Genomic DNA, 20,751 nt, shown 5'->3' with positions numbered 1-20,751 from the left:
CCTCCTTTGATGTGGGAACAACTTCTACAAGCGACTTCGTGTCGCAGATTCTCAGTTAATGTGGTCCCGAAAACACGGATGTAATCAGGTCGAGGCGTTTATGTTATCGGGCCGCTACAGTTAAAGGTGTAGTCCAATGCGCGGCCTGCTATACAATCCATCTCGCATCTGGAGAATGAACAAAAATCCTGACATTTCATTGATTGCTTGCAACGTTCCGCTTATTCTGTTATTTAGTTACCTTTTTGCATAACGAACGGATGGTTTCTGAAGATGCCTGAAAACTTGCTCCACAAACCTTTACCCCCCTTGGCAGCCAAAAAAGGCGAGGAATACATGAGCAGCAGACAACTGGCTCATTTCCGCACCATCCTCGAAACGCTCAAGGCGGAACTGATGAGCGACATTGAGCGTACGGTTCACACCATGCAGGATGAGGCAACCGTATTCGCCGACCCCAACGACCGTGCGAGTCAGGAAACCGATATCGCGATTGAACTGCGTAACCGTGACCGGGAACGCAAGCTGATCAAGAAAATTGAAGAGACAATAGATCACATTGAAAGTGGTGACTACGGCTACTGCAACGGCTGTGGCGTCGAGATAGGTATCAAGCGACTCGAAGCACGTCCGACGGCTACACTCTGCATCGACTGCAAAACGCTTGAGGAAGTCCGTGAAAGACAGGTCGCCAAGTAGGTTCGGCTGTTAGCCGACTGAGACGAAGATTTTTTCGTCGTTGAAATAAAAAAGGACGCCGCAGCGTCCTTTTTTTGTCCTGCGGAAAACGATTTAGTTCTGCGGCTGGACTGGCGCCGGGGCAACGCCGCCCTCTTCCACGGTCAGCGCTTTCATCGATAGACGCACACGGCCCTTTTCGTCAGCCTCAAGTACCTTGACGCGGACTTTCTGGCCTTCCTTGAGGTAGTCGGCAACGGCATTGACCCGCTCGTTGGCGATCTGCGAAATGTGCAGCAGACCATCGCGCCCTGGCAGGATACTGACGATGGCGCCGAAGTCGAGCAGTTTGAGCACGGTACCTTCGTAGACCTTGCCTACTTCGACATCAGCGGTAATCGCTTCGATGCGTGACTTGGCCGCATTGGCCGCTTCACCGCTAACCGATGCAATGGTTATCGTACCGTCTTCCTTGATGTCGATCGTGGTGCCGGTTTCTTCGGTGATGGCACGAATGACTGCACCGCCCTTGCCGATTACGTCACGAATCTTTTCCGGGTTGATCTTCATCGTGTACAGGCGCGGTGCGTAGGTCGACACTTCTTCGCGGGGGCCGGAAGTTGAACTCTGCATTTGTCCGAGGATGTGCAAGCGAGCTTCTTTGGCCTGAGCCAGCGCAACTTGCATGATTTCCTTGGTGATGCCCTGGATCTTGATGTCCATCTGCAGTGCAGTGATGCCGGAATCGGTACCAGCCACCTTGAAGTCCATGTCGCCGAGGTGATCTTCGTCGCCCAGGATGTCGGTCAGTACGGCAAAACGGTTGCCATCCTTGATCAGACCCATGGCAATACCGGCAACGTGCGCCTTGAGCGGCACACCGGCATCCATCAACGCCAGTGAAGAACCGCAGACTGAAGCCATCGAACTCGAACCATTGGATTCAGTGATTTCGGAAACAACGCGCATGGTGTAGGAAAAGTCTTCGGCTTTCGGCAGCACGGCGATCATTGCCCGCTTGGCGAGACGTCCATGACCGATTTCGCGACGCTTCGGCGTACCGACGCGACCGCATTCACCAGTGGCATAGGGCGGGAAGTTGTAATGCAGCATGAAGCGATCGCGGTATTCACCGGCCAGCGAATCGATGATCTGTTCGTCACGGCCGGTTCCCAGCGTGGCAACAACCAGCGCCTGCGTTTCGCCACGGGTGAACAGAGCCGAACCGTGGGTGCGAGGCAAAACGCTTGAACGGATGGCGATCGGACGAACGGTGCGCGTATCACGACCGTCGATACGCGGCTCGCCCCCCAGAATACGACTACGCACAATGTTGGCTTCAACGTCGAAGAACAGGTTCTTGATAGTGTTGGCATCTGGAGCGTTGTCGCCAGCGGTCAGCACTTCAATCGCCTTGTCAGAAATTTCCCTGATGCGCTGCGTACGCTGCTGTTTGCTGGTAATGCGGAAGGCATCCTGAAGATCGGTTTCAACCAGCGCGTTAAGTTTGCTGACTAACTCCTCGTCCTTGGCGGCAGCCGTCCAGACCCATTCCGGCTTGCCAGCTTCTTCAACCAGTTCGTTGATGGCATTGATGACAACTTGCATCTGATCGTGGCCGAAAACCACGGCGCCGAGCATGATTTCTTCCGACAGAATGTCGGCTTCCGACTCAACCATCAGCACTGCCGATTGCGTTCCGGCGACAACCAGGTTGAGCTGGCTGCTCTTGAGTTGGGTCAATGTCGGATTAAGCACGTACTGACCATCGATATAACCAACACGGGCGGCACCGATCGGGCCGTCGAACGGGATGCCGGAAACGGCCATGGCGGCCGAAGCACCGATAATTGCCGGGATGTCAGGATCGATTTCGGGATTGAGCGACACCACCATCGCCACAACCTGGACTTCGTTGTAGAAACCTTCCGGGAATAGCGGACGGAGCGGACGGTCGATCAGACGCGAGGTCAGGATTTCCTTTTCCGACGGGCGGCCTTCGCGCTTGAAGAAACCACCGGGTATCCTGCCGGCTGCATAGGTTTTCTCGATGTAATCGACAGTCAGCGGGAAAAAATCCTGCCCCGGCTTGACCGACTTGTTGCCGACCACAGAAACGAGTACGACGGTATCATCAACCGTCACGATGATGGCCGCTCCGGCCTGACGGGCAATCTCACCGGTTTCCAGAGTAACCTGGTGAGCACCATAGGCGAAAGTTCTCTTGGCGATAGTAAACATTATTCCCTCTCTCAATAGTTCAACGCGCGTACCCACGACACCGGTACGCAATTCAACAATGCGCCAACATGGCGAAAAGCAGTAAAAGCAAGAACAGCGGCACAACCCGCAAGGGGCTGGCCGCTGTCATCCATTCGAATCTTCTGCACTCCCAACCGCACAGCGGTTCGGTAAGCAGCTTACTTGCGCAGGCCGAGACGTTGAATCAGCGCACGATAGGAATCAACGTTCGTGAGCTTCAGGTAGTCCAGCAGCTTGCGCCGACGGCTCACCATGCGCAGCAGGCCGCGACGGGAATGGTGATCCTTGACGTGTGCTTTGAAGTGACCGGTCAGGTCGTTGATGCGTGCGGTCAGCAAGGCCACTTGGACTTCGGAAGAACCGGTGTCACCTGCGGCACGCTGAAAATCGGTCATGATCTGCGCTTTTTGCGCAACATTGATCGCCATGTCAAACTCTCTTTCGTAAGAAAACGACGCAGCCCCAGTTTGATAGAGCCCACGCCAGGTTAATAAATGTGTGAATCGCTTGGCGAAGCGAGGCGCGGATTATAGCTTGCTCAGCAGCCTGGCGGCAAGGGCAAGGAATCAAGAAGATGCGAATAAAGCGATCAGGCGCATGCCAGACGGCGCGGTTTTACTTCCCCTGAAGCGTTAGTCTCACCCAAGCCAAGCAAACGATTGTTGCCGTACACCCGGCACTTTCCTGGTGTTGCCAAGAGGCCGCCTGTGATGATGACAGGATTTCCGTGCGAAAACTTCAACATGGCCTCCTCATCAAGATGGATTGCCGGCAGGGTCTGCAACAGAGCATCCGGCGCCAGCAGGAAATTGGCGCGATCTTCTTCGGATAGTGCATTCAACTGATCCAGAGTGACTGCGTCAGCGATGTGTAGCGGGCCAACCTTAACCCGCCGTAATGCAGTCAAGTGGGCACCACAAGCGAGAACATCGCCAATATCTTCCGCCAGAGTGCGAATGTAGGTTCCCTTGCTACAGCAAACGCGTAAACAGCAGCGCTCACCCGAATACCCGAGAAGCAGCAATTCGTTTATGGTTACCTCACGGGGGGCACGCTCAACTTCGATGCCTTGTCGGGCTAACTCGTAAAGCGGTTTACCGTCACGCTTCAGGGCAGAATACATGGGGGGTATCTGGCTGATCCGGCCATGAAAGCGAGACAATGCCGCCTCCAGATCAGGTAGTCCGAATTCCACTTGGCGACGTTGCAAGACAGTGCCTTCAGAATCTCCGGTATCGGTCGTCACTCCGAACAGGAGTTCAGCCTCGTAGGTTTTGTCTGCTTCGAGCAGATCGGCGGAGAACTTTGTCGCCTCACCAAAACACAGCGGTAACAGTCCGGTTGCCAAGGGATCAAGTGTTCCGGTGTGTCCTGCCTTGGCCGCCGAGAACAGACGGCGGGCGCACTGCAACGCAGAGTTGGACGTCATGCCACTCGGTTTGTCGAGCAGCAACACCCCATCAACTCGCTTCCAACTGCGCTTGGTTGCGTTACTCGTTGCCAAGATCAATCTTCTGGCGTGGGGTCTGGCGCTTCCGAAATCGCCACGGCCACCTGGATCAGCTTCGAGAGTTCGGCTCCACGTTCGAGCGATTGATCAAACACGAAATGCAACTGCGGTGTCATATGAATGCTGATGCGCTTGCCCAACTCACGGCGCAGAAAGCCGGAGGCTTTTTGCAGGCCGGTCATGACTGCAGGCAGATTTTCGCTGCCCGCCAAGGTGCTGAAAAACACTTTGGCGTGAGCATAATCAGCCGTCACCTCAACATCGGTGATGCTGATCATGCCGACGCGCGGATCTTTAAGCTCCGTACGAATCAGATCCGCCAGTTCCCGGCGAATCTGTTCGGATACTCGATCCTTGCGTGAAAAACTCTTGTTGATCGTCACTTACAGCGTCCGTGCAATTTCCGTTACTTCGTAAACCTCAAGCTGATCGCCTTCCTGATAGTCGTTGAAGTTCTTCAACGACAAGCCGCATTCGAAACCGGCACGGACTTCCTTGGCGTCATCCTTGAAGCGCTTGAGCGACTCGAATTCGCCGTCCCAGACAACGATATTGTCGCGAAGAAGGCGAGCGCGGGAGATGCGCTTGACCACACCTTCGAGCACGTAACAACCAGCGATGGTACCGATCTTGGTGGCACGAAATACCTGGCGAATCTCGACCAGACCGGTAATTTCTTCCCGTTTTTCGGGCGACAACATGCCTGATAGCGCTGCTTTGACATCATCTACGGCATCGTAAATGATGTTGTAGTAACGAATATCGACGCCGACACTCTCGGCCGCCTTGCGTGCGCCGGCATCGGCGCGTGTATTGAAGCCGATGATGACGGCCTTGGAAGCCTGTGCCAGATGCACGTCGGACTCACTGATGGCACCCACGGCGCCGTGAATGATATTGACCTTGACCTCGGCCGTTGAAAGCTTCTGCAAGGACTGAGCAAGCGCTTCCTGTGAACCCTGCACGTCGGCCTTGATGATCAGCGGCAGCATTTTGACTTCGGCTTCCGTCATCTGATCGAGGATGGTCTCAAGATTGGCCGCCTGCTTCTTGGCCAGTTTAACGTCACGGAACTTGCCTTGACGGAACAGCGCAATTTCACGCGCCTTGCGCTCATCAGCCAGTACCACAGCTTCCTGACCGGCGGCCGGTACATCCGAAAGACCAAGAATTTCAACGGGAATCGACGGTCCGGCTTCCTTGATCAGCTTGCCGTTTTCATCAAGCATGGCGCGGACGCGGCCGAAGACCTGTCCAGCAAGCAGGACATCACCCTGACGCAGCGTACCCGACAGAACCAGCATCGTGGCCACCGGACCACGGCCCTTGTCAAGGCGCGCTTCGATGATCAACCCCTTGGCAGGGGCATCTTTTGGTGCTTTCAATTCGAGCACTTCAGCCTGTAGCAGGACGTTTTCGAGCAACTCGTCGATGCCCGCGCCGGTCTTGGCGGAAACGGAAATGAAGGGAACGTCGCCACCGTACTCTTCCGGAATAACCTGCTCGGCAACGAGTTCCTGCTTGACACGCTCAGGGTTGGCATCCGGCTTGTCGATTTTATTGACCGCGACAATGATCGGTACACCGGCCGCTTTGGCGTGGTGGATGGCCTCTCTCGTTTGTGGCATAACCCCGTCGTCGGCAGCGACCACCAGAATAACCAGGTCGGTCGCTTTGGCACCGCGGGCACGCATCGCGGTAAAGGCTTCGTGGCCCGGCGTATCCAGAAAGGTCACCATGCCACGGTCGGTCTCGACGTGATAGGCGCCAATATGCTGCGTGATGCCGCCGGCTTCGCCGGAGGCGACCCGTGTACGACGAATAAAGTCAAGCAGCGAAGTCTTGCCGTGATCGACGTGTCCCATGACCGTAACCACCGGGGCACGCGGCTCCTGCGGCGCATCCTTGTGCGCCAGATCGTCGATGAAAGCATCGGGATCGTCGAGCTTGGCGGCAAATGCCTTATGCCCCATTTCCTCGACGATAATCATTGCCGTTTCCTGATCCAGTACCTGATTGATGGTTACCATCGAACCCATCTTCATCAGGGTCTTGATCACTTCCGTGGCCTTGACCGTCATCTTGTGCGCCAGATCTGAAACCGAAATGGTCTCCGGCACGTGCACCTCATGCACCACTGCTTCAGTCGGGGCCTGGAAGGAATGTGCTTCCTCGGACTCGCCGCCGCGATTGCTGCGCTTGCCATGCTTGTTGTCACGCCAGCCGGTGCCACCGGTCGCACCACGGGTCTTGAGGCCCTGACGCTTGTTGGCACCTTCGTTCTTCCACTGCCCCTTCTTGTCGGGCGATTTCTTGTCCGCTACGCCGGGCTTGGCTACCGGTTTGTGCAGGGTCTTGTCTTCAGCCGGCTTTTCACTCGCCGTCTGGGCAGCAACCTTTTTCGCCGCTTCGGCGGCACGTGCAGCCACTGCCTTTTCTTCAGCATCAATCTTCAGACGTGCCAGATCATCGATGCGCTGCTGCTTGCCCAAATACTCCGCTTCCTGACGGGCACGCAGTGCAGAGTTTCGACGATCTTCCTCGGCGCGAAGTTTCTGCTGTTCTTCGCCAATAATCGAAGCGCGAGTCACTACTTTCTTGGCGCCGGTTCTTGCTTCGACAACAGCTTCGACTTTTGCCTCGGCGACCACTCCTGGAACTGAATCGTTAATTTCCTCTTCGGCTATTTCAACGACCGGTTCCACTACTTCCACTACAGTTTCAACTAATGGTTCAACTGCAACCTCAGCAACCGGTTCCGACACAGCTTCAATGACCGGCTCCGGCGTAGGGACATGCACTTCCGGCGAAATGGGTGCTTCTGCACGAATTTCTGGCCGAATTTCAGGCATGTCGCGCTTGACAAGAACCCGCTTCTTGCGCACCTCAACCTGAACCATGTGCGACTTGCCGTGGGAGTCCTGCGACTTGATCTCGCTGGTCTCCTTGCGCATCAGGGTAATCTTGGTTTTCGCATCGCCCTCGCCGTGCGAGCGACGTAGATACTCCAGCAACCTCGATTTATCCTGCTCGGAAAGAATGTCATCAATATTGCTCTTGGTAACACCGGCTTTTTGCAACTGCTCGAGCAGCGCGCCCGCCGGCATTTTCAGGTCGGTGGCAAATTGGGCAACATTTGTTTGCGCCATATGGATTCCTCTTTTCTACTTACTCGAACCAGTGCGCGCGCGCCGTGGTGATCAGTTGTTTGGCACGATCAGCATCGATACCGGTCATTTCGGTGAGTTCGTCGACAGCCAGGTCCGCCAGGCCGTCGCGCGTCTTGATACCGTTACCGAACAACTTGCCGGCCAGTGACTTGTCCATCCCCTCAAGGCTGAGCATGTCTTCGGCCACCTCGCCGATCTGTTCCTCGGTAACGATGGCATCGGTCAGCAGAATGTTTCGCGCACGATCGCGCAATTCCTGAACAGTCGCTTCATCAAAGGCTTCGATTTCGAGAATTTCATGAAGCGGAACGTAAGCAACTTCCTCCAGCGTCGAAAATCCCTCGCTGATCAGGATATTGGCCACTTCTTCATCGACATCGAGCTTTTCCATGAACAGCACACGAATCGCCGCAGATTCGGCTTCGACGCGGGTCTGCGACTCTTCCTCAGTCATCAGATTGATCGTCCAGCCGGTCATTTCGGATGCCAGGCGAACATTCTGACCGCCACGACCGATGGCAATCGCCAGGTTGTCTTCATCCACCACGACGTCCATGCAGTGCCGATCTTCATCAACAACGACCGAAAGAACCTCGGCCGGAGCCAGCGCACCAACGACGAACTGTGCCGGATCAGCCGACCACAGCACGATATCGACGCGCTCGCCGGCCAACTCATTGGTCACCGCTGTGACACGCATGCCGCGCATGCCGACGCAGGTACCGATCGGATCGACACGCTGATCGTTCGACTTGACGGCAATCTTGGCACGTATGCCGGCATCGCGCGCCGCCGCCTTGATTTCCAGCAGGCCGTCATCGACTTCCGGCACTTCCATCTCGAAAAGCTTGATGATGAACTCGGGAGCGGTACGAGAAAGAATCAGCTGCGGACCACGAGCAGCGCGGTCGATACGCAACAGAAAGGCCTTGATGCGATCCCCGACACGCAGGTTTTCACGCGGGATCATCTGGTCACGCGGCAATATCGCCTCGATCTTGCCGGCTTCGATAATTGCGTTACCACGTTCCATGCGCTTGATGGTGCCGGTAACGAGATGCTCCTTGCGCTCAAGGAAATCATTGAGAATCTGATCGCGCTCGGCATCGCGGATTTTCTGCAGAATCACCTGCTTGGCAGCCTGCGCACCAATCCGCCCGAAATCGATCGGCTCCAGCGACTCTTCAAGGTAGTCGCCGATTTCAACTTCGGGGTCCTGTTTCTGGGCTTCGGAGAGCGGGATATGCGGAGCCTCGTGAATGAAATCTTCATCGGCCACAATTTCCCAGCGGCGGAAGGTTTCAAAGTCACCTGTTTCGCGATCAACAACAACGCGAACATCCGCCTCGTCGTGAACGCGTTTCTTTGTCGCTGACGCAAGCGCCAATTCCAGTGCGCCGAAGACGATGTCTTTGGTCACGTTCTTTTCGCGCGCCAGCACATCGACCAGCAGCAAAATTTCGCGGCTCATATTCTCACTATCCCCCTAATCCAGCCTGATCATATCTAGTCGAACTTTGGAACCAGCCGGGCCTTGTCGATATTGCCAAGATCCAGCTCCACTTCGCCCGTATCAATTGTCAGGCGTACCTTGCCGTCCTGCACACCCTGCAGGACACCGTTAAAATTGCGCCGGCCATTCATCGGCAGCCGTAGCCTCAAATTGATCTCCGAGCCAGTAAAACGCTCGAAATCCGCAGGCTTTTTCAGCACTCGATCGAGACCGGGAGAAGAAATTTCGAGGCGATCATAATCAACATTCTCGACCGCCAGTACACGCGACAACTGGTTGCTGACCAGTGAACAATCCTCGACATCAATACCGCCCGGTTTGTCAGGCTTGTCGATGAAAAGACGCAGCACACGTCCACGCGGACTTTGTTCGACGTCCACGAGTTCGTAGCCGAGACCGGTCACCGTTAAATCGATAAGATTGTGTAAATCCATAGCCACAAATGAAAAATGGGCGAAAAGCCCATCCCCGAAAAAATTGCCCCCTGAGGGGCGAGCGGAAAACCGGTGGATTATAACGGGATTTTTAGCCGGCGTAAATCACTGAAACTCATACGGGTTCATTTGAAAGCGCTGGTCGTTGCGCAGAGGGTCAGTATGTCGAGGCATGAAAGAAGCAAAACCTCTTCGACAAGCGTTCGGCCAAAGGCGGGATGGATTTTGATTGCCCTTGCCACAGCAACTTCTCATATTTTTCTCATAGTTTCAGCGTTCTCGCGGCCTGCGCAATGGACGACCCGGCGACGGATCTTCCATGCCAAATTCGGCCAGCAGCTTCTGTACCTCTGCCTCGCCAAGTTCCATGACTTGACCGCGCTTGAGATTCGGCGGCAGGATGAAGGGGCCGTAGCGTACGCGCATCAAGCGGCTGACCACGGCGCCGACGGCTTCGAACAGGCGTCGCACTTCACGATTGCGTCCTTCGAAAAGCGAAACGCGGTACCAGTGATTGACACCTTCACCACCGGCCTCCTGAAAGGTGGCGAACTGTGCCAGGCCGTCATCGAGTTCGATACCGGCGAGCAGGCGCTGACGCGCATCGTCAGGCAACTCACCGAGAATACGCACGGCGTACTCGCGGACCAGGTTGTAACGCGGGTGCATCAGCCGGTTGGCCAGATCGCCCGAGGTGGTGAATAACAACAGGCCGCTGGTATTGAAATCGAGGCGTCCAACGGCTACCCAGCGCCCGCCGGACATCCTGGGCAACGAGGTAAAGACGTTCGGACGATGCTCTGGATCGTCGCGGGAAACGATCTCGCCTTCCGGTTTGTGATAAATGATCACGCGCGGCAGGCGGTTCGAGAACTTCAGGTGCACCAGCTTGCCGTTGACCTTGATCCGGTCGCCAGGGATGGCCGACTGGCCGGTCTGGGCCGTTTCGCCATTGACATTGACGCGTCCGGCAGCGATCAGAACTTCCATCTCGCGCCGCGAACCAACACCGCTTTGCGCCAGCAATTTGTGCAAGCGCTCGGGCTTGCCCGGCAATTCCTTGTGGCGACCGCGCTTCGACTGGTCCGACGGAGCAGCGCGCGGCGTGTAGCGAGATTTAGGCTCGGCAGCAGTTTCTTCCATTTCCCGTGGTGCATTTTCCGGCTCGGAGCGGGAGGCTCCGCGTTGCTGGCGAGGTGCGCCAGTTGGGGCTCGAAATGGGGTTTTACGGGTTTTATTGGGCATCTGCCAGATCCAGCGATTGATTCATCATCTCGAGCGGTGGCAACTCGGTCACACTGCGCAAACCGAGGTCGTCGAGGAATTTCTTTGTCGTTGCCAACAGTGCCGGGCGTCCCGGCGTATCGCGATGTCCCACGACATCGACCCAGCCGCGCTCTTCCAGCACCTTGATGATCTGGGTGGCCACTGAGACGCCACGAATATCCTCGATGTCGCCACGCGTTACCGGCTGGCGATAAGCGATGATGGCCAGTGTTTCAAGAACGGCACGCGAATATTTCGGCGGCTTTTCCGGGCTGAGCCGCTTCAGGTAGGGCAAGAATTCAGCACGCGTACGGAAACGCCAGCCACTGGCCAACTGCACAAGTTCCAGCGGCCGCTCGGCCCACTCCATGCGCAGTTCTTCGAGCAGCACGCGCAAGACGTCGGTGCCGACTTCCTCGACAAAGACTTTTCTGAGGTCGAATACCGACAATGGCTGCTGCGAACTGAGCAGCACGGCTTCGAGAACCCGCTTCAATTCGCCGGGATTATTCGGCGAATTCGAATTAATGTTCGAATTTTTGTTCAACTCGTCCATCAGCCAACCTCACGTAAATCGGATTAAATGCTTCTGTCTGCGTAATTTCGAGCAGATGTTCGCGCGCCAGTTCAAGCATCGCCAGGAAGTGCACCACCAGCACTTGGGCGCCCTGCGTTGGATCGAACAGTGCCACGAACTCGACAAATCCACCGTTGTCGCGCAACTGACGGAGGATCAACCCCATGTGCTCGCGAACCGACAGTTCTTCGCGCTGAATCAGGTGATGCGTGTGCAGTTTCGCCTGACGCAGGATGGCGTACCAGGCATTTTTCAAATCATCCGGACTGACCTCAGGCAAGCGTTGCAGCATGGACTTTTCAACCCACACTTCAACCCAGTCGAAATCACGTTCGGCCTGCGGCATTTCATCAAGCCGAAGCGCCGCCAGTTTCATCTGTTCATACTCGATCAGGCGGCGAACCAGTTCGGCACGCGGATCTTCTTCCTCTCCCTCGACTATCCTGGCTTTGGGCAGCAGCATGCGCGACTTGATCTCGATCAGCATCGCCGCCATCACCAGATAGTCGGCGGCCAGTTCGAGATTGTGCGTACGCATGGCCTCGACATAAGTCAGGTACTGCACGGTCAGCGGTGCCATTGGAATGTCCAGCACATTCACATTGGCCTTGCGAATCAGGTAAAGCAACAGATCGAGCGGCCCTTCAAAGGCATCGAGCATGACCGCCATGGCATCCGGCGGAATGTACAGATCAAGCGGCAACTGCACCATCGGCTCGCCATAAATGCGGGCGAGTGGAGCGTTGCCTTCCGCCCAGGGTTCTGCGGCGTGTTCGATGGAGGGGGTATCAGTCATAAGCCAGAACAACCAGAAAAACGTTCACCGCAGAGACGCAGAGGCGCTGATGTTTCGCAGAGATAGTTATGCGTTTCTCTGCGTTTTTCTCTGCGTTGGTTTTCTCCGCGTCTCTGTGGCTCTGCGGTGAACGTTCTGTTCATAAAGCCTTCAACTGTAATTCAGCCCCATCGCCTCGCGCACGTCACGCATCGTTTCCTGCGCCAGCCTGCGCGCCTTGGCGTTGCCGTCGGCGATGATGCTGCGCACCAGCGCCGGGTCGTCGAGATAGGTCTGGGCACGTTCATGCATCGGCGCCTGTTCGCGCAGGATACCGTCGATCACCGGTTGTTTGCACTCCAGGCAGCCGATCCCGGCGCTGCGGCAGCCCTGCTGCACCCACTCCCGGCACGAATCGTCGGAATACACCAGATGCAACTGCCATACCGGGCACTTCTCCGGATCGCCTGCATCGGTACGCCGGCCACGCGCCGGGTCGGTCGGCATGCGCTTGATTTTCTGCGTCACCGAGGCTTCATCCTCGCGCAGGGTAATCGTGTTGTTGTAAGACTTGGACATCTTCTGGCCGTCGAGGCCAGGCATTTTTGAAGCTTCAGTCAACAGGGCGCCCGGTTCGACCAGAATCATCTTGCCCGTCCCTTCGAGATAACCACTCAGCCGCTCGCGGTCGGCGAGGGAGAGACTCTGTGCCTCATTGAGCAGGGCATGACCCCGCTCGACAGCGCTGGCATCGCCTTCCTGCTGAAAACGTGTGCGTAACTGCCCGTACAGTCGGGCATTCTTGCTGCCCAGCTTCTTCACCGCTTCCCTGGCCTTGTCCTCAAAGCCCGGTTCGCGGCCGTACATATGGTTGAAGCGGCGCGCCAATTCACGGGTGAATTCGACGTGGGGAATCTGATCCTCGCCCACCGGCACTTTGTCGGCACGATAGATCAGGATGTCGGAACTCATCAGCAAGGGGTAACCGAGAAAGCCGTAGGTCGACAAATCCTTGCTGTCGAGCTTTTCCTGCTGGTCCTTGTAGGTCGGCACCCGCTCCAGCCAGCCGAGCGGCGTCATCATCGACAACAGGAGATGCAGTTCGGCGTGTTCGGGCACTTGCGACTGGATGAACAGCGTCGCCTGCGCTGGATCGACACCGGCGGCAAGCCAGTCGATGACCATTTCCCAGGTGGACTTTTCGATGCCGCGCGGATCATCGTACTGGGTCGTCAAGGCGTGCCAGTCAGCGACGAAAAACAGGCAGGGATATTCGTTCTGGAGTTTTATCCAGTTCTTCAGCACGCCATGATAGTGGCCAAGGTGCAGGCTGCCCGTGGGGCGCATGCCGGAGAGGACTCGTTCTGCGAACATAGGGTTAATTCAACTGAAAAAGAATGATGATCAAATTCTGGAAGAGGGCCACGAAAGGCCACATGATCGCACCAAGAATACCGGAAAACATCAAGAGCAGGAGGATGGGGAAACCCCAGCGCTCAAGCTGGGCAAACTTCACGGCCAGCGCATGCGGGAGCAGACTGACGGCGATCCGTCCGCCGTCCAGCGGCGGCAACGGCAGCAGGTTGAGCACCATCAGCACGAGATTGACGCTGATCCCGATCTGGCTCATTTTGCTCAGCGGCACGCTATACAAATTAGGCGGCATCAGCCAGACCAGCTTGAAGATAGCCGCCCAGCCAAAAGCCATCAGCAAGTTTATCGCCGGGCCAGCTGCCGCGACCCACAGCATGTCGCGCTTGGGGTTGCGCAGGCGGCTGAAGTTGACCGGCACCGGCTTGGCCCACCCGAACAGCATGGCGCTGCCGGCGGCCAGATAGCTGGTCACCAGAATCAGCCCGGGAACCAGCAAGGTTCCCACCGGATCGATGTGGCGCAAGGGATTGAGGCTTATCCGTCCGGCCTGCCATGCCGTCGGATCGCCAAAGTGACGCGCCACATAACCGTGCGCCGCCTCGTGCAGCGTGATGGCAAGGATCACCGGCAAGGCGGAAATGGCAATGGTTTGGATCAGCGCAGAAATATCCATCAAACGATCACTCCAGAGCAAAGGGTTCGAGCGATCCACGCCCGGCGCGGATCAGAATGGGTGGCAGGCTGGTCAGGTCGATCACGGTTGTCGGCTCGGTGCCGCAATGGCCGCCATCCAGGATCAGTTCAATCAAATCGTCAAGCCGGTCCTGAATCTCCCAGCCTTCGGTCAGCGGCGCATCGTCGCCAGGCAGAATCAGGGTTGAAGTCAGTAGCGGCTCACCCAGTTCCTCAAGCAGCGCCAGCGCCACCTTGTGCGCCGGCACACGCAAGCCGATGGTTTTACGCTTGGGATGCAGGACTCGGCGTGGCAACTCCTTCGTTCCCTCAAGAATGAAGGTGTAACTGCCGGGTGTGGTGGCCTTGAGCAGGCGATACTGGGTGTTGTCGACCCGGGCAAACTGGGCAATTTCCGAGAGGTCGCGACACATCAGGGTAAGATGGTGGCGTTCGTCCACCGCACGGATCTGGCGGATACGCTCGACCGCATCCTTGTCGCCCAGGCGACAACCGAGGGCATAACAGGAGTCGGTCGGGATGGCCACCACCCCGCCATGGCGTACGGCGTCTGCCGCCTGAATGAGCAAGCGCGGCTGTGGATCATCCGGATGGATCAAAAGATAGCGCGCCATCTCAGAAGGCTTCCCAAACAGGCGTCAGCCCTTGCGGCAAAGGAGCCAGCTTGCCGAGGTCGACGTAGCTTTCGCCCGGCCCGTGAAAATCAGAGCCGCGCGACGCCATGAAACCGTACTCGCGTGCCAGGCGAGCAAACACCGTCACGTTTTCTGCGGAATGGCTGCCCGATACAACCTCAATCGCTTGTCCGCCAAGGCTCTTGAATTCGTCGAGCAACCGCCGAATCTCCGGTTTGGAGAGCTTGTAGCGACCGGGGTGAGCGACTGCTGCAATGCCACCCGCAGCAAGAATCCAGCCGACGGAATCGGCCAGCGTGACCCAATGGTGACTCACGTATCCGGGTTTTCCAGGCACGATGTAGGACTCAAAAACGCTGCGTACATCCTTGCACACGCCGATCTCGACAAGATAACGGGCGAAATGCGAGCGGCTGATCAGATTGGAGTTTTCGGCATGACGCATGGCGCCGTCGAAACACCCGGGAATTCCGATCTTCTCCAGTTCGGCCGCCATGCGCTGGGCGCGATCAACCCGGCCCGAGCGGATGGCCGCCAGACCCGCATTGAGCGTCTGATCATCTGCATTGAAAGAAAGACCGAGGATATGCACCTGTAAACCACCCCACTCGATGGAGATTTCGACGCCGTTGACAAAGCGCATTCCAGCCTCGTCGGCGACGGCGCGCGCCGCAGGCAGGCCGCCGAGATCGTCGTGATCGGTCAGCGCGAGCATATCGACACCATTATCCGCTGCACGACGAGCGACCTGATCGGCCGGCAGAAGTCCGTCAGACGCGGTGGAATGGGAATGTAAGTCTGCGTTTAACACTGTAAAAATGAGGCCATCGAGTGAAAGTCAAACGGGCAATGATAGCACAGTGGCGAAGGGCATCTGCGGTGCAGGACTATTCTCGGCAACTCTTCCCTGACCGTCGCCGGTGATTGTGCGAGCCCGGTTTCACTGGGAACCTCGGTTGTTCACCTTTGGCTGAGGTTTCCAGGCTTAACCACCTTGTGCCGCCGGGTTCTGGCGGTAGAAGCGGCTCATCTGCGCATAGAACGCAGGGTATTCCTGGCGCAGGATGTCCGGCGCTTCAAAGAAAGTCTCGCTCATGACGGCGAAGAATTCGCCAGGACTTTCGGCGGCGTAGGGGTCGAGCAGGGTTTCATTGCCGCGCGCCTCGGCTTCGCTGACCTGCGCACAGAAGTCTTCGTAGGCGGCGAACAGCGTTTCTTCCCATTCCTTGCGCAAGAGGACCGTCGGTAGCGGCGGGATGCCGTTGGCCTCGCCGCTGAGCATGTCGAGCTTGTGTGCGAATTCGTGGATGACGACGTTGTAGCCTTCGCCGGCCATCTGTGCGTCGCGCCAGGATATTAGCAAGGGGCCGCCTTCCCAGGCCTCGCCCGAGGCGATGTCGTCGTATTCATGCACGACGCCGAATTCGTCTTCGACACTGCGCGGGATGATGAATTCGTCCGGATAGACGATGATGCCAACCCAGTCGCGGTAGCTTTCCAGCCCGAGGTTGAGGATCGGCAGACAACCTTGGGCGGCGATCGAGACGCACATGGCGTCGGTGAGTTCAAGGCCGCCGGCGCTGGTGAATTCCTTTTCGGCGAGAAAGTCTTCGGCCAGTTTGCGCAGGCGCGCTTTTTCTTCGGGTTTGAGTCGGTCGAGAAAGGGGAGGGTGGCGAGGGTTTCCTGCCACAACGCGTCGGGCAGGGGCGTGGCCTCAGTTGTTCCGCGCAGCCAGTTGATGAGCTTGCCGATGGCCATGAGTCTAACGGGGTTTGATCGAGGTGGTCAGAATGATGCCGACGAAAATCAGGGCAATCCCGATGAAGTGGTAGGTCTGCGGCACTTCGCCGAGGAAGATGGCTGACAGCAGGGTGCCGAACACCGGCATCAGGTGTATGAAAAGGCTGGCCTTGCTGGCGCCGACTTCGCCGACGGCACGGTTGTAGAAGATGTAGCCGACGAAGCTGGGCAGGATGCCGGTGTAGGCAATGCCGGCCAGCGACCTGGGCGTGAGGTTAATCAGACGACCCTGAGCGATTTCCCAGGCATAGGCCGGGGCCAGTGCCAGCAGGCCGACGGCGATCAGGGTGGCCAGCAGGAGCATCGGGTGAACGCCTGCAGGACGCCATTGCAGGCCGATCGTGTAAAAAGCCCAGACGGCGACGGCACCGAGCATCCACAGATCGCCGATGTTTGGCGCCAGTCCGGCCAGGGTCGAGAGTTTTCCTTGCGCGACAATGGTGGTAACGCCAATCAGGGACGTCAGGACGCCAAGCCACTCGATGCCATGCAGGTGCTTTTTCAGGAACGCCCAGGACAGCGTAATGGTGGCAATCGGGATGAAGGAGTTGAGCAGGACAGCATTGGTGGCGGTCGTGTATTGCAGCGCGATGTAGGCCAAGGTGTTGTAGCCGGCCACACCGAGCAACCCGAGGGCGATGATGGCGCGCCAGCCACGCTTGAGCAACGGCCATTGCGTGCGCAAGTGCGGCAGGGCGAACGGCAGGGTGAGCGCCAGCGCGATCGTCCAGCGCCAGAAAGCCAGCGAAAGCGGCGGTACGTCGTCGCGGATGGCGCGGCCGATCACCATGTTGCCGGACCAGAACAGCGAGGTCAGCGTGAGCAGGAGATACGGATGATGATATTTGGCGAACATGTGGCGAACTTGTTGGGAAGGATCGGGTTCAAACGCGCATTATGCACGTGACAGTTGCGCGGATGAAAAATTGCGCCGCAATATCGAACCACCAAGCTGGATGGTTTCAACTGAATTGTGTTTTAACCACTGTCAATTTGCTCCACCGGTAATCAGATCGATAGGAAGTAAGCGCGACTTGTGGGCTCAGAGATATCAGGGGAATGCGCTATGTCTTTTGTAGCGTCCGCTGGTATTAATCGTTCATCCTAAAAACAGCAGTTCAAACCACGGCGACACGGCGGGCACAGCGAAAATCCTCAGCATTTCAGGATTTCATGGCTCACCCAAAGGGTGATTCATGAAAACATTGCAAGTCATTGTTTTTCCGCTGTGTTCGCCGTGTTCGCTGTGGTCAACTGCTTTTTCCAGGTTCATTGCTATCTTTTCCGCTCCCCAACGGGATATTCTTCGCGGCGTGTTCTCCGGTCAGCTATTTGCCGGGGCTGCCCATCTGAAGGTTTATAATCAAGCCATGGTTTCTGTTGTCCATTCCGTCGCCGCCCAGAGCGACTTCGAACACTCCCTGCAAACTCTGTGTGAAGGTCTTTCCGCTGATGAGACGGAAAAGATCGGTCGCGCCGCCGAGTTTGCCCAGTCCGTTTACGGCGATCGCACACTGGGCAGCGGGGAAGGCGTTTGGCGCCACGCGCTGGGCATGGCGCTCATTCTGGTCGGGCTGAAACTGGATGCCGACTGCCGTCTGGCGGCGCTGCTTTTTGCCGTGCCGACCTACGACGAGCAGGGTATAGCGCACATCGAGGAGCGCTTTGGTCCGGCCGCTGCGCATCTGGTTGGCGGCATTTCCCGCCTGAACCGATTGCGCCCGATCACGCGTCATTTCGTCGCGCATTCGGCCGAAAGCGGTGAGCAGAAACCAGTCGAAATGAATGCGCAGATCGAAATCCTGCGCAAGATGCTGCTGGCCATGGTCGAGGATATCCGCGTCGTGCTGCTCCGGCTGGCATCGCGCACCCAGACCATGCGCCACTATGCCGAGGAGCCGGATGAACTGCGCGTTCAGGTGGCACGCGAGACGCTCGATCTTTATTCGCCACTGGCCAATCGGCTCGGTGTGTGGGAACTGAAGTGGGAACTCGAAGACCTCTCTTTCCGCTTCATTCATCCCGACATCTACAAAAAGATCGCCAACCAACTCGATGAAAAGCGTGCCGGGCGCGAACAGTTCATCACCGATGCGATTGATCGCCTGAAGCGGGAGGTCGAAGCCGCTGGTATCAAGGGCGCCGAGATTTACGGCCGACCGAAGCACATTTACAGCATCTGGAACAAGATGCGCAAGAAAGGCGTCGAGTTTTCCGAAGTCTATGATGTGCGTGCGCTGCGCGTCATTGTCGATGAAGTGAAGGATTGCTACACGGCACTCAGCATCGTGCACAATATGTGGTCGCCAATTGCCAAGGAATTCGACGATTACATCTCGAACCCGAAAGGCAACAACTACCGTTCGTTGCATACGGCGGTTAATTGCCCGGACGAGCGCTCGCTCGAAGTGCAGATTCGCACCCGCGAAATGCACAAACATGCAGAACTCGGCGTGGCGGCGCACTGGCGCTACAAAGAGGGCAGCAAGCACTCCGCCGATGCTAGTTACGACGACAAGATCGCCTGGCTGCGCCAGATTCTGACCTGGAAGGACGAGGTCTCCGATTCGTCGGACTGGGTGAATCACTACAAGGAAGCGGCGCTCCAGGAGACGATCTATGTCATGACGCCGCAAGGACGCGTGGTCGACTTGCCGCGCGGTGCGACGCCGATTGATTTTGCCTACCGCGTACATACCGACCTCGGTCATCGCTGCCGTGGCGCCAAGGTCGATGGCGCGCTGGTCACCCTCAATACCCGGCTTGAGACCGGGCAGCGGGTGGAGGTCATTGTCGCCAAGCAGGGCGGGCCGTCGCGTGACTGGCTCAACGCGACACTCGGTTATCTGTTCACTCACCGGTCGCGGGTCAAGGTGCGGCAGTGGTTCCACACGCGCGCCCTGGAGGAAACGCTGGCCGAAGGGCGTGCCATCGTCAGCCGCGAATTGCAGCGCATGGGAGAGACCAGCACCCGGCTCGATGAACTGGCGGCCAGGCTTGGCTTCGCTAAAAGTGAAGACCTGTTCATTGCCGTGGCGCGCGCCGAATTGAACATGCGTCAGCTACAAGCCGCCGTGCGCGGTAACGACGCCCCGCCTGATGAGCGCTTGGTAATCGAAACGCCGGTGCGCAAGCACAAGGCCAGTGATGAATCCGAGAAAGGCATACTGATCGTCGGTGTCGACAAGTTGCTGACCCAGCTTGCCGGATGCTGCAAGCCGGCGCCACCTGACCCGATTGTCGGTTTCGTTACGCGCGGCAAGGGCGTATCGATTCATCGCGCCGATTGTTCCAACTTTGCGCACATGGAATTGATGCAACCGGAGCGCGTGATCGAAACCGCGTGGGGCGGTCAGACCGAAGGCGTATTTGCCGTCGATATCGTGGTCGATGCCAATGACCGCCAAGGCCTGCTGCGCGATGTTTCTGAAGTGTTCACCCGCGAGAAGATCAATGTGATCGCCGTCAATACGCAATCGAAGCAGGGAACGGCGCACATGAGATTCACCGCCGAAATCGGCAACCTTGGCCAACTCAAACGGACGCTGACCTTACTGCATGAAGTGGAGGGCGTTGTTGGCGCCCGCCGCGCCTGACTCGAGCAAGATTCCATATTCAACAGGCCTGTGAGGCAGGCAGGACGGGCGTCTTTAATTCATGTGCTATGAGAGCCAATGTTTATGCGGCTCTTCAGGCATGCCGTGCCAGGATCGCCTGTTGACGGGTGTTGCGGCGGGGTCGCCACTTGTTTTTCAGGGGAACGCAGAGCAGGAATCAATAGGGTCAGAATCCATTGATCCGTTTTCAATTCTTCAAACCGATGGAGTCTGAACCCATTGATTTTCTGTTTGGAACTTGGTCACATCATTAGAGGCGATTAAGCACACCAAGTCAGCCCGGTAGGGTGTGCAAAATCTTTTCTTTGCGCACGCGGAATTCCCCTCATGCATCGACGTGCTTGATCCGCCTGATGGTGCGCACCCCAAGAGTACTTCTTCAGGCTGGCGATGCCATCCTTCAGGGCGCACCCCAAGAGTACTTCTTCAGGCTGGCGCTGCCATCC

At 57.2% G+C, this 20,751-nt stretch carries 18 protein-coding genes; 2 read left to right on the top strand and 16 right to left on the bottom strand.

The features are described from left to right. The first annotated feature begins 273 nt into the window (after positions 1 to 273). Entirely contained in the window at positions 274 to 699 is a 426-nt protein-coding gene (gene dksA, locus ACOYNV_RS18835; protein ID WP_422901345.1) for an RNA polymerase-binding protein DksA, read from the top strand. 93 nt (positions 700 to 792) lie between these two features. On the opposite strand, the gene pnp is transcribed toward dksA, so the two are convergent. From pnp to ACOYNV_RS18755, 16 genes are all read right to left on the bottom strand, one after another. Beyond that, the gene (pnp, locus tag ACOYNV_RS18830) at positions 793 to 2,919 is read right to left on the bottom strand and encodes a polyribonucleotide nucleotidyltransferase (protein WP_422901344.1); all 2,127 of its coding nucleotides are present in this window, start codon (positions 2,917 to 2,919) and stop codon (positions 793 to 795) included. Between the two features lie 179 nt (positions 2,920 to 3,098). Further along, entirely contained in the window at positions 3,099 to 3,368 is a 270-nt protein-coding gene (rpsO, locus tag ACOYNV_RS18825) for a 30S ribosomal protein S15 (RefSeq protein WP_422901343.1), read from the bottom strand. A 161-nt stretch (positions 3,369 to 3,529) separates the two neighbouring features. Continuing rightward, positions 3,530 to 4,444: a tRNA pseudouridine(55) synthase TruB gene (truB, locus tag ACOYNV_RS18820; RefSeq protein ID WP_422901342.1), complete on the bottom strand. Its 915-nt coding sequence runs from the start codon at positions 4,442 to 4,444 to the stop codon at positions 3,530 to 3,532. Positions 4,445 to 4,446: 2 nt separating this feature from the next. Then, on the bottom strand, positions 4,447 to 4,827 hold the full coding sequence (rbfA, locus tag ACOYNV_RS18815) for a 30S ribosome-binding factor RbfA (protein ID WP_422901348.1): 381 nt from the start codon (positions 4,825 to 4,827) through the stop codon (positions 4,447 to 4,449). A 6-nt stretch (positions 4,828 to 4,833) separates the two neighbouring features. Continuing rightward, entirely contained in the window at positions 4,834 to 7,599 is a 2,766-nt protein-coding gene (gene infB, locus ACOYNV_RS18810; protein WP_422901341.1) for a translation initiation factor IF-2, read from the bottom strand. A gap of 19 nt (positions 7,600 to 7,618) precedes the next feature. Then, positions 7,619 to 9,091 carry a transcription termination factor NusA gene (gene nusA, locus ACOYNV_RS18805; protein WP_422901340.1) on the bottom strand — a complete coding sequence of 491 codons (1,473 nt, stop codon included), beginning with the start codon at positions 9,089 to 9,091 and terminating at the stop codon, positions 7,619 to 7,621. A 35-nt stretch (positions 9,092 to 9,126) separates the two neighbouring features. Then, positions 9,127 to 9,567: a ribosome maturation factor RimP gene (gene rimP / locus ACOYNV_RS18800; RefSeq protein ID WP_422901339.1), complete on the bottom strand. Its 441-nt coding sequence runs from the start codon at positions 9,565 to 9,567 to the stop codon at positions 9,127 to 9,129. Positions 9,568 to 9,837: 270 nt separating this feature from the next. Further along, the gene (locus ACOYNV_RS18795) at positions 9,838 to 10,812 is read right to left on the bottom strand and encodes a pseudouridine synthase (protein WP_422901338.1); all 975 of its coding nucleotides are present in this window, start codon (positions 10,810 to 10,812) and stop codon (positions 9,838 to 9,840) included. Further along, complete coding sequence (gene scpB / locus ACOYNV_RS18790) at positions 10,802 to 11,389, bottom strand: SMC-Scp complex subunit ScpB (protein ID WP_422901337.1); 588 nt, start codon at positions 11,387 to 11,389, stop codon at positions 10,802 to 10,804. Before scpB ends, ACOYNV_RS18795 begins: the two co-directional genes overlap by 11 nt. After that, the gene (locus ACOYNV_RS18785; protein WP_422901336.1) at positions 11,358 to 12,206 is read right to left on the bottom strand and encodes a segregation and condensation protein A; all 849 of its coding nucleotides are present in this window, start codon (positions 12,204 to 12,206) and stop codon (positions 11,358 to 11,360) included. Before ACOYNV_RS18785 ends, scpB begins: the two co-directional genes overlap by 32 nt. Positions 12,207 to 12,356: 150 nt before the next feature. Then, positions 12,357 to 13,559 carry a tryptophan--tRNA ligase gene (locus ACOYNV_RS18780; RefSeq protein ID WP_422901335.1) on the bottom strand — a complete coding sequence of 401 codons (1,203 nt, stop codon included), beginning with the start codon at positions 13,557 to 13,559 and terminating at the stop codon, positions 12,357 to 12,359. 4 nt (positions 13,560 to 13,563) lie between these two features. Next, positions 13,564 to 14,226, bottom strand: coding sequence for a site-2 protease family protein (locus ACOYNV_RS18775; protein WP_422901347.1), 663 nt, complete (start codon positions 14,224 to 14,226; stop codon positions 13,564 to 13,566). 13 nt (positions 14,227 to 14,239) lie between these two features. After that, positions 14,240 to 14,866: an L-threonylcarbamoyladenylate synthase gene (locus ACOYNV_RS18770; protein ID WP_422901334.1), complete on the bottom strand. Its 627-nt coding sequence runs from the start codon at positions 14,864 to 14,866 to the stop codon at positions 14,240 to 14,242. 1 nt (position 14,867) lies between these two features. Further along, complete coding sequence (locus ACOYNV_RS18765; RefSeq protein WP_422901333.1) at positions 14,868 to 15,698, bottom strand: 3',5'-nucleoside bisphosphate phosphatase; 831 nt, start codon at positions 15,696 to 15,698, stop codon at positions 14,868 to 14,870. A 174-nt stretch (positions 15,699 to 15,872) separates the two neighbouring features. After that, a complete protein-coding gene (locus ACOYNV_RS18760) occupies positions 15,873 to 16,646 on the bottom strand; it encodes a zinc-dependent peptidase (RefSeq protein ID WP_422901332.1) in 774 nt (257 codons plus the stop codon). Positions 16,647 to 16,650: 4 nt separating this feature from the next. Then, positions 16,651 to 17,544 (bottom strand): DMT family transporter, encoded by an 894-nt coding sequence (locus ACOYNV_RS18755; RefSeq protein ID WP_422901331.1) that lies wholly within the window; start codon positions 17,542 to 17,544, stop codon positions 16,651 to 16,653. A gap of 514 nt (positions 17,545 to 18,058) precedes the next feature. Here ACOYNV_RS18755 and ACOYNV_RS18750 point away from each other — a divergent pair. Beyond that, positions 18,059 to 20,284 (top strand): RelA/SpoT family protein, encoded by a 2,226-nt coding sequence (locus ACOYNV_RS18750; protein ID WP_422901346.1) that lies wholly within the window; start codon positions 18,059 to 18,061, stop codon positions 20,282 to 20,284. The last annotated feature ends 467 nt before the right edge of the window (positions 20,285 to 20,751 follow it).

Source organism: Propionivibrio sp., assembly GCF_049316945.1.
Lineage (GTDB): Bacteria > Pseudomonadota > Gammaproteobacteria > Burkholderiales > Rhodocyclaceae > Propionivibrio.
This window is presented reverse-complemented; position numbering and strand designations above follow the sequence as displayed.

What these genes read in the sequence shown, in the direction of transcription:
- ACOYNV_RS18770 (WP_422901334.1), bottom strand. Translation starts at nt 14,866, where the DNA reads ATGGCGCGCTATCTTTTGATCCATCCGGATGATCCACAGCCGCGCTTG.
- infB (WP_422901341.1), bottom strand. Translation starts at nt 7,599, where the DNA reads ATGGCGCAAACAAATGTTGCCCAATTTGCCACCGACCTGAAAATGCCG.
- nusA (WP_422901340.1), bottom strand. Translation starts at nt 9,091, where the DNA reads ATGAGCCGCGAAATTTTGCTGCTGGTCGATGTGCTGGCGCGCGAAAAG.
- ACOYNV_RS18750 (WP_422901346.1), top strand. Translation starts at nt 18,059, where the DNA reads ATGGTTTCTGTTGTCCATTCCGTCGCCGCCCAGAGCGACTTCGAACAC.
- ACOYNV_RS18780 (WP_422901335.1), bottom strand. Translation starts at nt 13,559, where the DNA reads ATGTTCGCAGAACGAGTCCTCTCCGGCATGCGCCCCACGGGCAGCCTG.
- ACOYNV_RS18795 (WP_422901338.1), bottom strand. Translation starts at nt 10,812, where the DNA reads ATGCCCAATAAAACCCGTAAAACCCCATTTCGAGCCCCAACTGGCGCA.
- rpsO (WP_422901343.1), bottom strand. Translation starts at nt 3,368, where the DNA reads ATGGCGATCAATGTTGCGCAAAAAGCGCAGATCATGACCGATTTTCAG.
- dksA (WP_422901345.1), top strand. Translation starts at nt 274, where the DNA reads ATGCCTGAAAACTTGCTCCACAAACCTTTACCCCCCTTGGCAGCCAAA.
- ACOYNV_RS18760 (WP_422901332.1), bottom strand. Translation starts at nt 16,646, where the DNA reads ATGGCCATCGGCAAGCTCATCAACTGGCTGCGCGGAACAACTGAGGCC.
- rimP (WP_422901339.1), bottom strand. Translation starts at nt 9,567, where the DNA reads ATGGATTTACACAATCTTATCGATTTAACGGTGACCGGTCTCGGCTAC.
- ACOYNV_RS18755 (WP_422901331.1), bottom strand. Translation starts at nt 17,544, where the DNA reads ATGTTCGCCAAATATCATCATCCGTATCTCCTGCTCACGCTGACCTCG.
- pnp (WP_422901344.1), bottom strand. Translation starts at nt 2,919, where the DNA reads ATGTTTACTATCGCCAAGAGAACTTTCGCCTATGGTGCTCACCAGGTT.
- scpB (WP_422901337.1), bottom strand. Translation starts at nt 11,389, where the DNA reads ATGGACGAGTTGAACAAAAATTCGAACATTAATTCGAATTCGCCGAAT.
- ACOYNV_RS18785 (WP_422901336.1), bottom strand. Translation starts at nt 12,206, where the DNA reads ATGACTGATACCCCCTCCATCGAACACGCCGCAGAACCCTGGGCGGAA.